14 protein-coding genes and 1 riboswitch are annotated in these 13487 nt (G+C 37.4%); of the genes, 6 read left to right on the forward strand and 8 right to left on the reverse strand.

All coding sequences use genetic code 11. The annotated features are described in order from the left end of the window. Positions 1-257 precede the first annotated feature (257 nt). From NYR30_RS01355 to NYR30_RS01365, 3 genes are all read left to right on the forward strand, one after another. Positions 258-1520, forward strand: coding sequence for an NRAMP family divalent metal transporter (locus tag NYR30_RS01355; RefSeq protein ID WP_066113493.1), 1263 nt, complete (start codon positions 258-260; stop codon positions 1518-1520). A 71-nt stretch (positions 1521-1591) separates the two neighbouring features. After that, a complete protein-coding gene (locus NYR30_RS01360; protein ID WP_066113491.1) occupies positions 1592-2068 on the forward strand; it encodes a low molecular weight protein-tyrosine-phosphatase in 477 nt (158 codons plus the stop codon). A 69-nt stretch (positions 2069-2137) separates the two neighbouring features. Next, positions 2138-2359 (forward strand): HP1242/YdcH family protein, encoded by a 222-nt coding sequence (locus NYR30_RS01365; RefSeq protein WP_066109841.1) that lies wholly within the window; start codon positions 2138-2140, stop codon positions 2357-2359. A gap of 108 nt (positions 2360-2467) precedes the next feature. Here the strand turns inward: NYR30_RS01365 and dctM are convergent, their stop codons facing one another. The 3 genes from dctM to NYR30_RS01380 all read right to left on the reverse strand — a co-directional run bounded on the left by dctM (position 2468) and on the right by NYR30_RS01380 (position 5456). Next, on the reverse strand, positions 2468-3751 hold the full coding sequence (gene dctM, locus NYR30_RS01370; protein ID WP_066109838.1) for a C4-dicarboxylate TRAP transporter large permease protein DctM: 1284 nt from the start codon (positions 3749-3751) through the stop codon (positions 2468-2470). Between the two features lie 15 nt (positions 3752-3766). Beyond that, on the reverse strand, positions 3767-4207 hold the full coding sequence (locus NYR30_RS01375; protein ID WP_302501655.1) for a TRAP transporter small permease: 441 nt from the start codon (positions 4205-4207) through the stop codon (positions 3767-3769). 250 nt (positions 4208-4457) lie between these two features. Then, positions 4458-5456, reverse strand: coding sequence for a TRAP transporter substrate-binding protein (locus NYR30_RS01380; protein ID WP_066421655.1), 999 nt, complete (start codon positions 5454-5456; stop codon positions 4458-4460). Positions 5457-5759: 303 nt separating this feature from the next. Between NYR30_RS01380 and NYR30_RS01385 the strand changes: the two genes are divergently transcribed. Beyond that, the gene (locus NYR30_RS01385) at positions 5760-6227 is read left to right on the forward strand and encodes a nucleoside deaminase (RefSeq protein WP_302501656.1); all 468 of its coding nucleotides are present in this window, start codon (positions 5760-5762) and stop codon (positions 6225-6227) included. Positions 6228-6285: 58 nt separating this feature from the next. Here the strand turns inward: NYR30_RS01385 and NYR30_RS01390 are convergent, their stop codons facing one another. From NYR30_RS01390 to metJ, 5 genes are all read right to left on the reverse strand, one after another. Continuing rightward, the gene (locus NYR30_RS01390; protein WP_082966186.1) at positions 6286-6432 is read right to left on the reverse strand and encodes a FeoB-associated Cys-rich membrane protein; all 147 of its coding nucleotides are present in this window, start codon (positions 6430-6432) and stop codon (positions 6286-6288) included. Positions 6433-6442: 10 nt separating this feature from the next. Continuing rightward, positions 6443-7693, reverse strand: a complete 1251-nt coding sequence (gene feoB / locus NYR30_RS01395; RefSeq protein WP_231923835.1) for a ferrous iron transport protein B — start codon at positions 7691-7693, stop codon at positions 6443-6445. A gap of 68 nt (positions 7694-7761) precedes the next feature. Further along, the gene (locus tag NYR30_RS01400) at positions 7762-8298 is read right to left on the reverse strand and encodes a FeoB small GTPase domain-containing protein (RefSeq protein WP_302501659.1); all 537 of its coding nucleotides are present in this window, start codon (positions 8296-8298) and stop codon (positions 7762-7764) included. Between the two features lie 9 nt (positions 8299-8307). Then, the gene (locus tag NYR30_RS01405; RefSeq protein WP_302501660.1) at positions 8308-8568 is read right to left on the reverse strand and encodes a FeoA family protein; all 261 of its coding nucleotides are present in this window, start codon (positions 8566-8568) and stop codon (positions 8308-8310) included. A 227-nt stretch (positions 8569-8795) separates the two neighbouring features. Then, complete coding sequence (gene metJ / locus NYR30_RS01410) at positions 8796-9113, reverse strand: met regulon transcriptional regulator MetJ (RefSeq protein WP_066109817.1); 318 nt, start codon at positions 9111-9113, stop codon at positions 8796-8798. 179 nt (positions 9114-9292) lie between these two features. Here metJ and metL point away from each other — a divergent pair, with 179 nt between their 5' ends. Both metL and NYR30_RS01420 read left to right on the forward strand, forming a co-directional pair. Then, positions 9293-11722: a bifunctional aspartate kinase/homoserine dehydrogenase II gene (gene metL, locus NYR30_RS01415; protein WP_156536776.1), complete on the forward strand. Its 2430-nt coding sequence runs from the start codon at positions 9293-9295 to the stop codon at positions 11720-11722. A gap of 173 nt (positions 11723-11895) precedes the next feature. Beyond that, positions 11896-11994: riboswitch (glycine riboswitch) on the forward strand. 91 nt (positions 11995-12085) lie between these two features. After that, the gene (locus tag NYR30_RS01420) at positions 12086-13480 is read left to right on the forward strand and encodes an alanine/glycine:cation symporter family protein (protein ID WP_302501661.1); all 1395 of its coding nucleotides are present in this window, start codon (positions 12086-12088) and stop codon (positions 13478-13480) included. Positions 13481-13487: the final 7 nt, after the last annotated feature.

Consider the following 13487-nt stretch of genomic DNA (forward strand, 5'->3'; position numbering starts at 1 on the left):
GTCTAAATAATCAGCAACTAGATTTTTCTTTAGGTATTTTCATTAAAAAAATTAAACTCTAATGATAATTTTAGATAACAAACAAATCTCTTTATTATGAGACAATCCGATTTTTTTATTCTTATAAATTATAAAAAGATAGTTTTTTATAAATATTTAGTTGGAATATGGACAATTTCATTGTGTTGATCTCTAAATTCTTTTGTGCTGTTATTTTTTCGATAATGTTAATTGAGTACAAAAAAAGAGAATAAATAATGAACACAATCACTATGGATGAACAAGCATCTACTATCAAAAGCCGTCTTTCGGCATTAGGCCCAGGTATTTTAATGGCATCAGCGGCGGTTGGTGGATCACATTTGATTGCATCAACTCAATCAGGCGCAATTTATGGATGGCAATTAGCCATTATTATTATTCTGGCTAATCTTTTTAAATATCCTTTTTTCCGTTTTGGTGTGCAATACACTTTAGATACGAATAAAACATTGTTAGAAGGATATAAGGAGAAAGGAACATTTTATCTGTGGATTTTCTTTCTATTAAATGTTTTTGCCACCATGATCAATGCAGCAGCAGTAGCATTATTGTCTGCGGTTATTTTATCTTTCGTATTGCCGTTACCAGTGCCTACTTTAAGTTTAACGGTTTTGATTGTCAGTCTTGGTATTTTGCTATTGGGTCAATATCGCTTGTTGGATGGTCTATCTAAATTGGTTATGATTTGTCTAACAGTGGCTACAGTATTAGCGGTAGGAATTGCAGCTGTGCGAGGTGGAGTAGCTCCAGAAGGATATGTGAGTGAAAGTCCATGGCAATTAGGTGCACTAGCCTTTATTGTTGCATTAATGGGATGGATGCCTGCACCAATTGAGATTTCGGCGATCAATTCGATGTGGGTTGTCGCGAAAAAGCGTATTACACAAGTTTCTTATCGTGATGGTATTTTTGATTTTAATGTCGGTTATATTGGCACAGCGATTTTAGCGATTATTTTTCTAGCGTTAGGTGCGTTAGTACAGTATGGATCTGGTGTACCTGTAGAGATGGTTGGCGGTAAATATATTGCGCAATTGATCGGAATGTATTCTGCAACAATTGGTGAGTGGGCAAAAGGTTTAATCGCTTTAATTGCCTTCCTTTGTATGTTTGGTACCACTTTGACTGTGATCGATGGCTATTCACGTACTAATGTTGAAAGCTTGAGATTGTTATTGCATAAAAAAGGAACAAGAGCGACTTATTTGAATATCTCGTTTATTTTTGCAACTGCTGCTGGCGCGATGATCATTTTCTTCTTTAATAATGCATTAGGACCAATGTTGAAATTCGCGATGATCGCCTCTTTTGTAACAACTCCTATTTTCGCTACTTTGAATTTATTGTTGGCATTAAAAGGAAAACGAGGTGAACAACGTGTGAAAGGCGCATTATATTGGCTTTCTATCATTGGGTTGTTATATCTAACAGCTTTTGCTCTATTATTTATTGTGTATGAATTAGGGTGGTTAAGCTGATTTAATACTTGCTATATTGAGGAAAAGGCAGTTTAATCTGCCTTTTTTATTGGATAGTTTTGGGATTGAAAATGAAGAAAATCAATGTGTTATTTGTTTGCTTGGGGAATATTTGTCGTTCACCAATGGCAGAGTTTATTTTTAAGCATAAAGTACAACAAGCAGGCTTAAATCAATATATTAGCGTAGATAGTGCGGGTACAGCAGGATGGCATAGCGGAGAAGGTATGCATTGTGGTACTGCTGATATGCTAGAACTACATAAAATTGAAAGTAATAGTTTTCGTAGCAGACAAATCAAAGCACAAGATTTTCAACATTTTGACTATATTCTTGGTATGGATGATAGCAATATGGAAGATCTCAATGCATTGTTTGGTTATCATCCAGAAAAGTTGTTCAAAATTACAGAACTGTGTCCGCAACTGGTGAAAGATCATATTCCAGATCCTTGGTACACCAGAAATTTCGCTGAAACTTATGCGTTGTTAGATGAATGTTGTACTGCATTACTACAGAAAATTAAGCAGGAAATAGGTAAAGTGTGATGTTGTTCACAGCAGCTATTTAGGAAAAACGCTATATTAATGATGAGAAATTATCCAGAGGAGAAAATTATGTTTCCAGAATATCGCGACCTAATTAGTGTCTTAAAAAATCAAGATAAGCATTTTGCCAAGTTATTTGATGAGCATAATGAACTCGATCATAAAATACAAAATATGATAGATAAAATTGAATATGGTACCCAAGAGGAAATCGAAACATTAAAGAAAATGAAATTACGTTTAAAAGATGAAATGTATGTCATCTTAAAACAATATGACGAAAATAAATGATAGATAACCCAGCAGAAATGCTGGGTTATTTCGTTATAGAGTTTAGGTAAATTACTTATGAAAAAGGCGCAATAATAATTGCGCCTTTATAGTGATAGATACCTTAATTTATACCGCACCAATCCAGTTTGGTAATGCGAGCGAAATTGCTGGTATATAGGTAACTGCAATTAGGAACGCCAACATTAGTAATAACCAAGGTGTTGCTGCACGAATAACTTGCGGTAAAGATAATCCCGTAATTGCAGAAGATACGAAGAGGTTCAAACCAACTGGCGGTGTAATCATACCGATTTCCATATTTACAACCATAATGATACCGAGATGAATTGGATCGATACCAAGTTGTGTTGCAATAGGGAAAAGAATCGGTACTAAAATTAAGATAATTGCAGATGGTTCCATAAAAGCACCAGCAATTAATAACACAATATTAACCACAATTAAGAACTGCCAAGCTTGTAAATCCATTTCAGTTACAAGTTGAGTTAATTGTTGTGGAATTTGTTCTGTGGTTAATACGTGGGCAAATAGCATAGCGTTAGCAATGATAAACATCAGCATAATGCTTAACTTACCAGCTTCAAGCAATACTTTAGGACACTCTTTAAGTTTAATATCTTTATAAATAAAGACTGATACAAAGAAAGAGTAAACCGCAGCAACAGCAGCAGCTTCTGTTGGCGTAAATGCACCGCTATAAATACCACCAAGGATAATGACCATTAAGATCAATCCCCATAATGCTTTTCTTGCCGCCCTAAACCATTCTCTTACGCTAGCCCTTGGTAATGCTGGAAGATTTTTTAAACGTGCTACGATATAGATAGCAACCATTAAAACGACACCAAGGAGTAATCCTGGTACCACACCAGCCATAAATAGACGGCCCACAGAAGATTCAGTTGCAGCCGCATAAACCACCATTACCACTGATGGTGGAATTAAGATTCCTAAAGTACCTGCGTTACAGACGATACCAGTACCAAATTCTACTGGATAACCCGATCTGACCATACCAGCAATCGCAATTGAACCTACGGCAGCCACTGTTGCTGGGCTTGATCCTGAAAGTGCTGCGAACAACATACAAGACAATACGGAAGCAATCGCTAAACCACCACGAATATGCCCTACGGTTGCGTTGGCAAAATCGATCAAACGGCGCGCTACACCACCGGTAGTCATAAAGGCTCCTGCAAGTAGGAAGAATGGAATTGCTAATAAAGTGTAGTGTTCTGAAGTTTCAAATAGCTTGATAGCAACAGAGCTGATGGAATCTTGGCTAAATAAAATAATGACTAGAGAACCTGATAATCCTAATGCAACGGCAATTGGTACACCGATAAACATTAAGAAGAATAAACATGCAAATAAGAAAACAACTGTCATAGATTACTCCTTAGCTCATTCTTCAGAATCTTGTAGTTTTACAGCATCTTTCGCTTCATCAGCTAAACCAAGATCATTTTGTTTACCTTGTAATAAGCGAACAAAGATTTCAACAAAGCGACCGAAGATCATGAAATATCCAATTGGAATAATCATACCAATGTGCCAGAGTTGAATACCGAAATGTTGTAAATCTTCTGCGCCGACATTGGCAATTAATAATGCTTTCACCCAATCTACGCTTGCTACCATAATGATACCTGCATAAATTAAGCAGGTAAGACAAGCAAAAATACTGATATATCGTTGCACTGGTGTGCTGAATTTTTTTACGATAGCATCGATTCCGATATGACCCGCAGTGCGAACGCCATAAGAGGCGCCGAAAAAGATTAACATAGCGAAAAATAATTTTGTTAAAGCAACACTCCAAGTCATTTCTTGTGCGATTGTCATACAGAATGTTGCAATAGGAACGAGGATTGATTCTAAACTTGGGTACGCATCCGCTAGGTCATAGAAGGGAGTATAAAGATTATTAAACATAACATAGACGAATGTGACCAAAGTCATTAGAGCTAGGGAAAATGCAATCATGAACTCCTCGAGTTTTCCCCAGAGGTAATTAAATTGTTGCATAGAAGGTCCTTACAAACTTGATCAGGAAGAAGTGCGGTATGACTACCGCACTTTGTATTTTTACAGATTATTTTTGATTAGATTCTTCGGCTGCCTTGATTAAATCTGCACCGATTTTATCTTCAAATTTTTTCCAGACAGGACGCATTGCATCACGCCATTCTTTTCTTTGTTCAGGCGTTAAAGTAATGATTTCTGTGGTTTTTGCATCAAGGATACGTTGTTTATCAGCAAGATTGAACTCATGTGATTTTTTGTTTACATCATCACTAACGGTAGCCATAACTTCCATTAAGCCGTTACGAACATCTTCTGGTAAGCCATCCCAGAATTTACTGTTTACGATAACCATGTAAGAGAGCAAACCGTGGTTGGATTCAGTAATGTATTTTTGCACTTCATTAATTTTTTGTGAGTAGATATTTGAGTATGGGTTTTCAGCACCATTTACTACCCCAGTTTGCAAACCTTGATACATTTCACCAAATGCTATTTTACGTGGTACGGCATTAAGTTGTTTGAATTGCGCATCAAGAACTTCAGAGTTTTGTACGCGGAATTTCAAACCACGAGCATCTTTCGGTAAGACTAATTTTTTGTTAGCTGAAAGTTGTTTAAGGTCATTGTTCCAGTAGCCTAAACCAAGAATACCTTTATCTTTCATACTGTTAAGTAAGCTTTTACCAGCATCACTCTTTTCAAAACGTTCTACTGCTTGGATATCATCGAAAAGGAATGGTAGATCGAATAATTGAATTTTCGGGGTATATTTATCAAATTTAGCAAGAGATGGAGCGAGCATTTGTACGTTGTTGAGCAATAATGCTTCCATTTCTTTACCATCACCATAGAGAGATGAGTTTGAATAAACTTCAACTTTTACTTTACCTGGGAATTTTTCTTCAACTAATTTTTTGAATAATAAAGCGCCTTGACCTTTTGGAGTATCATCAGCAACAACGTGAGAGAATTTAATAACAATTGGATCTGCTGCTAATGCGCTTCCTGAGAAAATAGCTCCGAATGCAGCAACAGTAGCAAGAACTTTAAACATAGTTTTTTTCATAGGCCTACCTCTATATGTGTATGAGTGAGTTGTGTTAATGCGTCAACAAGATTATTTAAATGCTAAATTTTAGTAAAGTAGATTTTTTTAAAAAGTTGATCTCATTCTCAAAAAATTAATAAAAATTTAATAAAAGTGCTTAAAAATAGCGCATTGCCACGAAAAAATATTATTTTTTCGATAAAATTTGGCAGATATTTTTTTTAACTCTTTAGTGGTAAATTTTGCTACCTTTCGTTAGGTATTCCTCAATAAAAGTAGTATCTTGAGAGTGAAGGTTTCCTAATATTTAAGGAGCTAAAAATGACAAAAAATGATTTGATGCGAAAGGTCATCGTCCTTTCTGTTGAAAATGTTAAAAATGGTGGTGGTCCTTTTGCTGCAGTTATTGTGAAGAATAACGAAATTGTTGCCACAGGAGTGAATCGAGTAACTGCGAATTGTGATCCTACCGCTCATGCTGAAGTTAGTGCGATTCGTGCTGCGTGTGAAAAATTACAGACATTTGATTTAAGTGGATATGAAATTTATATCTCGTGTGAACCTTGTCCAATGTGTTTAGGGGCAATTTATTGGGCACATTTAGATCGGATGTATTATGGCAACAATAAAGATAATGCAGCGGAAATTGGTTTTGATGATGCTTTTATTTATGAAGAGTTAGCACTTAAACCTGAAAATCGCCGCTTACATGCAGAGAGAATATTGCCAAATGAAGCGATTGCCGCATTTGAATTATGGCAGAATAAAAGTGATAAAACTAAATATTAATATTTTTCAATATGATAAGAGTACATTATTTGTAGATAATGTACTCTAGTAATTGATATTAATGACAAGATTTTTGTTTTGTTGATGTTCCACAACGGCAACAGTCGCCACAGGAATTACCTTTCGCACGTTTTTGTTTAAAGTGGTAAATCAAATAGGCGATCGCACCAATAAATAATCCTGCCACAATAAGATATTGGATCATAAGCCCCTCCCTATGCGAGATGATAAACGATATAAGCGAACAGATAAGCTAATACAGAAAGATATAGCGTAATTAGCAAAGTCTGTTTCGTTGATTTAGTTTCACGCTTAATCACCGCTAAAGTTGCCATACACATCGGTGCATACACATACCAAGCCAAGAATGAAAGCGCAGTCGGTAACACCCAACTATTATGGATCAATGGAATCAAGAATTGTTGTGCTGCTTCTTCAGACACTGAACCCACTGCATATACTGTACCTAATGCAGCGACAACGACTTCACGCGCAGCAATTCCCGGCACCATAGCGATACACATTTCCCAAGTGAAACCAATTGGACGGAAAATAGGTTCTAAATAATGCCCTAGCATGCCGGCGAAACTATAATCAATGGCTGGTGCTGCAGCTTGTTCTGGTGCAGCCGGAAAACTCACTAATACCCAAAGAATAATACTGAGTGCGAAAATAATAGTTCCAGCACGTTTTAAGAAAGCACTAACACGTTCCCAAAGAGTGATTAGAATATGTCTAAAATTTGGCATACGGTAAGTTGGTAATTCCATCAGTAATGGGAATTGCTGTACTTTACCTTTATGTTTAGCGAAGAGTTTCAAAATAAATGCAATGAAGCCAGCAGAAATTACACCAATGGCGTAAAGAGCAAATAATGTTAACCCTTGTAAATTGAAAATGCCCCAAACTTGGCGATCTGGAATTACTGCAGCAATGATCAAGGCATAAACAGGTAGTCGCGCAGAACAAGTTAACAGTGGTGCAATGGCAATAGTGACTAAGCGTTCACGCGGATCAGTAATCGTTCTTGCAGACATAATCGCAGGTACAGCACAAGCGAAACCTGAGAGTAATGGAATAAAGGAACGCCCTGATAAACCACTTTTAGCTAAGAAGCTATCTAGTAAATAAGCGCCACGTGGTAAGTAACCAGAATCTTCCAAAATAAGCAGTAACGCAAAAAGAATGGTGATTTGTGGTAAAAAGACCAATACGCTGCTGATACCAGCGATAACGCCGTCAACAAGTAAATCACGAACAATTCCTTCTGGTAGCGTAGAGGCTACCCATTCAGCAAACCAACCGAAACCGGCTTCGATTAGATCCATAAAAGGTGCTGCCCAGGTATAAACCGCTTGGAACATTAATAACATCACAATGATTAAGGTGAGTAATCCCCAAACTGGATGTAAGAAGATATGATCCAATGTTTGGTGCCAGCGTGGTAAGTCATTGCTGTTTTGCACACAACTCGTCAGAATTTGATCGACTTGTTGGAAAAGTTGTTCGCTATCTAAATTATCAGTGATTTGTTCTAATTCAGTAGTTGTTTTTTTGTTGGTGTAACTTGAGTAATTAAAGTTTCAACTGCAGTTTTCACTTTTGCTGCACCTTGTTTACTCACAGCAACAGTATCAATTACTGGCACACCAAGTAATTCAGACATTTTGACGGTATTGATTTTCAGGCCACGTGCTACTGCAACATCATATAAGTTTAGCGAAATGAGCATTGGTAGCCCTAGTGCTTTTAATTCCAATGCCATACGTAAAGTCATTCTTAAATTCGTTGCATCTGCAACGGCAATGATTGCATCGGGGATATCACCAAAATGACCAAGTAATACATTACGGGATACTTCTTCGTCCGGACTGGTAGTATGTAAACTATATGTACCGGGTAAATCAAGAATAGAAATATTTGGATGTCCTAATAATGTACCTTCACGTCTATCTACGGTTACACCTGGGGAGTTTGCAATACGAGCATTTGATCCAGTTAAAGCATTAAATAAAACGGTTTTTCCACAATTTGGTGGACCGATTAAGGCAAAATTGAGATGAGTTGTCATAATAAATTTTTATTTTAAATAACAGATAATTTTCGCTGCTTCTGCCTTGCGTAAAGAGAATTGTGAGTGGTTATCAAGGCGTACAACATAAGGACCTTTTCCTAATAATCCTTTGGCAATAATGGTTACTGGTCGATGTGATGAAAATCCTAAGTCGGCTAAACGACGACTAACAGAGCGATCTTGTGAACCAAAAACTGGGTTATCAACAATATCTTTAATATAAGCTTGTTGATGTTTTGCTAATTGATGAAGAGGATAAACAGACATAATCACGACTTCCTAACTTCTGTTCGATGGTTATTTATTCTAAATCTAAATAAGAAAGATTTCTAACCCTGTTAAAAGGTTTGACATTCTAACGAATAATTGAAACTAGCTGTTTGATGTATATCAAGTTAATTTGGTGCAATGGAGAGAAATTTAGGATAAAAACAAGAGTAATTAGTGAACATTAAAGGGGATAGTTATGTTTTTATCCTAAGGATAAGAGATGATTAGTATTCCCAAGTATCAGGATCAATGCCTTTTTCACGCATTAACACTTTAGCATCTTCAGGAATTTCATCATGCCGATCTTTTAATAAATCTTCATCTGTTGGTAATGGTTGCCCAGTAAATGCGTGGAGAAATGCTTCACAAAGTAACTCACTGTTGGTGGCATGGCGTAGATTACGAATTTGACGACGAGTGCGTTCATTAGTCAAAATTTCCAATACTTTAATTGGAATGGATACTGTAATTTTTTTTACTTGTTCGCTTTTTTTGCCATGTTCTGCATAAGGACTAATATATTTACCATCCCAATCCGCCATGATGAATTTCCTCTTAATTCCACACAATGTGTAGTATTTTAATCAAAATTAGTGGTGATGACAATCTAGCCTTAAAGACATCTAGATTTCTTTATTTCCTCTATTTTGTTGTGCGGAGTTAGCGAAGTATTGTGTTAGAATACGCAGCGTTTCTGTATATCGCCATTGGAAGGAGGTTAATGATGCAGACTGTTTCTCGTTATCAAGTTCATAAATTTGGTGGCAGTAGTTTAGCCAATGTGGATTGCATTCGAGGAGTCGCCTCGATTATTCAAAATTATAGTAGAGAAACAGATATCATCGTAATCTCGGCGATAGGAAAAACCACTAATTTATTAATTGAATGGGTGGAAGCCTCACATAAAGATACCGTTAGTGCCAATCGTATTTTGCAAAGTTTGCGTCATCAATATCTCTCTTTAGTTAATGCGTTATTAAACCATCCGGAAGAGGTCGCTCAAGCATTTGTTGATGATACACTCTATTTGTCCGCATTATTAGATAAACCTTTTAGTGAAGCCATTTATGCGGAAGTGGTGGGGCATGGTGAAATTTGGTCCACTCGTTTAGTCACTGCATATTTAAATCAACAAGGTATTCCATCAGTATTTGTTGATGCACGTGATTTTATGATGGCGGAACGTACAGTGTTACCGAAAGTACGTGTTGCACCAAGTAAAAGGCGCTTACAAACTATTTTAGATGCCTATCCTGATAAACGTTTGATTATTACTGGTTTTATCAGCCGTAATGCAGATGGAGAAACAGTGCTGTTAGGGCGTAACGGTTCTGACTATTCAGCAACACAAATTGCAGGTTTGGCGGATATTGAGAATGTTACTATTTGGAGTGATGTTGCGGGAGTTTATTCTGCTGATCCTCGTTATGTGAAAAATGCCACTTTATTACCATTATTACGTCTTGATGAAGCTAATGAATTGGCTCGTTTAGGTGCGCCAGTTTTACATAGCCGTACATTAGAACCAGTTAGAGAGTTTCAATTAAAACTGCAATTACGCAGTAGTTTAAAACCTAACGAAGGTACAACGCGTGTCGAACATGTCTATTCTTCATCGGCACAAGGTAAGATTGTCACTTTTCATAATCATATTGGTTGGATTGAATTGGTGATTCCACAAAATCAAGTATTGCAGAGTTGGCTACAACGTTTTCGAGCTTGGTTGCAGGAGTATCAACTTGATGCCTTAGTTGAGCAATTTATTGAGAGCAGTCGTACTTTACGTTTGGTTTATACCAATGAATATATTGATACGGCATTTATGCAATTTAAACAATTACCACTAATTACGGATTCCATTTCTATTCGTTATGATTTGTCATTGTTAGGCATTGTTGGCGCGGGTGTTTGTCAGAATTCATTACAAATGTTGCGTTTTTCACAAATGTTAAAAACACAACCATTAGAATTTATGTGGCAGTCTGATGATAATATCAGTGTGGTTGCGATTATGCGCCAATCTGTAAGTCGTGAATTATTACGTAATGTTCATGATGATCTCTTTAGAGCGCATAAGACAGTAGGTTTAGTGGTATTAGGAAAGGGAGAAGTGGCGAAAACGTGGGTGAATCTGTTCCGTCAAGAACAAGAGAAGATTGCTGCGCGGAGTCATTTTGACTTTTCCTTAATTGGTATTGTATCTAGCCAAAAGGCTTGGTTGGATCATCAAGGATTGCTACCGCAGATTAAAGAAAATAATTGGGATAACCAATTTGAGCAACAAGCGCGTGAATTTGTACCGGATGAATTAACGCAATGGATGAGTATGCACCCTTTTGATGAGTTAGTGATTTTGGATTTCACTAATAGTGATGAAGTGGCGGCACATTATCCTGATTACGCCAAATATGGTTTCCATGTGATCAGCGCTAATAAACGTGCAGCAGCGTTTGATCTTGATAAGTATCATCAGATTGAGGCAGCCTTTTTGCAATCAGGTAGTTATTGGTTGTATAACGCAACTGTCGGTGGTGGTTTACCGATTAATACCACTATTCATGATTTAGTGGAAAGTGGCGATACGGTGTTATCAATTGAAGGTACTTTCTCGAGTACATTGGCTTGGCTGTTCTATCAATATGATGGTTCGGTACCGTTCTCAATGTTGTTGGAACAGGCATGGCAACAGGGAATGACTGAACGTGATCCGCGAGAAGATTTATGTGGTCTAGATGCGTTACGTAAATTGCTGATTGTGGCGAGAACTGCCGGATATGATTTGGATCGTACCGATGTCAAAGTTGAATCATTGATCCCAGAATCAATGTTGGAATTACCGCTAACTGATTTCTTTGAGCAGTTACATGAGATCGAACCTTTTATTAATGAACATTATCATGATGCCAAAGAGGAACATGGCGTGTTGCGTTATGTGGTGCGTTTTCTAGCTAATGGGCAATCAAAAATTGGTTTAGAGATTTGCGGTAGTGATGATCCGATTGGTAGAGTATTACCAGGTGAGAATATTTTCTTAATTAGAAGCCTATGGTATCGCGATAATCCATTAGTGATTCATGGGCCAAGTGCCGGTGTGAAGATGACAGCCGGTGCAATTCAGGCAGATCTAAACCGTTTGGTAAAATTATTATAATCTTAAATAGATTGCAGCTTGAGCTGTTATCAATAACTTGTTAGAATTTCCGCCGTATTTCAACGCTATTGTTGAAATACGAGTTCGGATGAAGGTAGCTGGAGAGTGGAGAATTGACTCCACGCCGACGAGGTAAAATCTTTCAGGCGCTGTTTACAGCATGGACTGTTACTGGACGAACCCTTGGAGAGATCCGTCATAAACGGACGCCGAAGGCGCAAGAGAATAGCTTTATTCTTGAAACGCTCAGGCAAAAGGACAGGGGCAGGAAAGATTAATCACCATTTCATAATATCGGTTCTCGATATTCTTTTTTATTCTTTTCTACTCCTTGTATTTAGCTTTTTTATTTACGAGGAAGTCATGAGTTTCAATGAAATATTAGCTGCTATTGATAGCTTTGTTTGGGGACCGCCCTTACTTATTTTATTAGCAGGTACAGGTATTTATTTCAGTTTTCGTTTAGGTTTTCTACAAATCTGGGCGTTACCACGAGCGCTTAAATATATTTTCAAAAAAGGTAATACAGGCGAAGGAGATGTATCTGCATTTGCTGCATTATGTACAGCATTATCAGCAACGATTGGAACAGGAAATATTGTTGGGGTGGCTACTGCAATTCAAGCTGGTGGGCCAGGAGCCATTTTCTGGATGTGGATTGTGGCATTTTTTGGTATGGCAACCAAATATGCAGAGTGTTTATTGGCGGTGAAATATCGTACCAAAGATAAAAATGGTTTTATGTCTGGCGGACCAATGTATTACATTGAGTACGGTTTAGGCATTAAATGGTTAGCAAAATTGTTTGCGATTTTTGGTGTGATGGTTGCTTTCTTTGGGATTGGGACTTTCCCACAAATTAATGCGATTACCCATGCAATGAATGATACTTTTGGTATCTCAACTGTGGTTACGACAATTGTGATGACAATTTTAGTGGCGATGATTATCTTGGGTGGCGTGAATCGCATAGCCGTAGTATCTTCATTAATCGTGCCTTTCATGGCGGTGTTATATGTCGGTACATCAGTAGTCATTTTAGTTATGAATTGGCAAGTAGTGCCAACAGCGTTAGCGTTAGTGATTCATAGTGCCTTTAATCCTGAAGCGGCTTTAGGTGGTGTATTAGGCTTTACGGTGTTAAAAGCAATCCAATCTGGTATGGCGCGTGGTATTTTCTCAAATGAATCAGGATTAGGTAGTGCACCAATTGCAGCAGCAGCTGCGCAAACACAAGAGCCAGTACGTCAAGGTCTAATCTCAATGACAGGTACTTTCTTTGATACCATCATCATTTGTACGATGACAGGATTGGTAATTGTGATTACTGGTGTTTGGCAATCAGATGTGGCTGGTGCGGCATTAACGAACCTCGCTTTTGCGCAAGGATTGGGTAATAGTATTGGCGCAACAATCGTGACGATTGGTTTGTTATTCTTTGCTTTTACCACTATTCTTGGTTGGTGCTATTACGGTGAGCGTTGTTTTGTCTATTTAGCGGGTATTAAGGGAATTAAAGTTTTCCGTACTTGTTTCATTATTTTAATTGCTGGCGGTGCATTTATTAAGCTAGATGTGATTTGGAGCCTAGCTGATATTGTAAATGGCTTAATGGCGATTCCTAACTTAATTGCATTAATTGGCTTACGTAAAGTGATCATTGCGGAAACCAAAGATTATTTTGCACGTTTACGTGTTTCTGATAAAGATCGTGATGAAGCGTTAGTGGAAGATGGGTTAAGTAAGAGTTTTAATTAATGTGGAA

It is taken from the genome of Gallibacterium salpingitidis (genome assembly GCF_030517105.1).
Classification (GTDB): Bacteria; Pseudomonadota; Gammaproteobacteria; order Enterobacterales; family Pasteurellaceae; genus Gallibacterium; species Gallibacterium salpingitidis.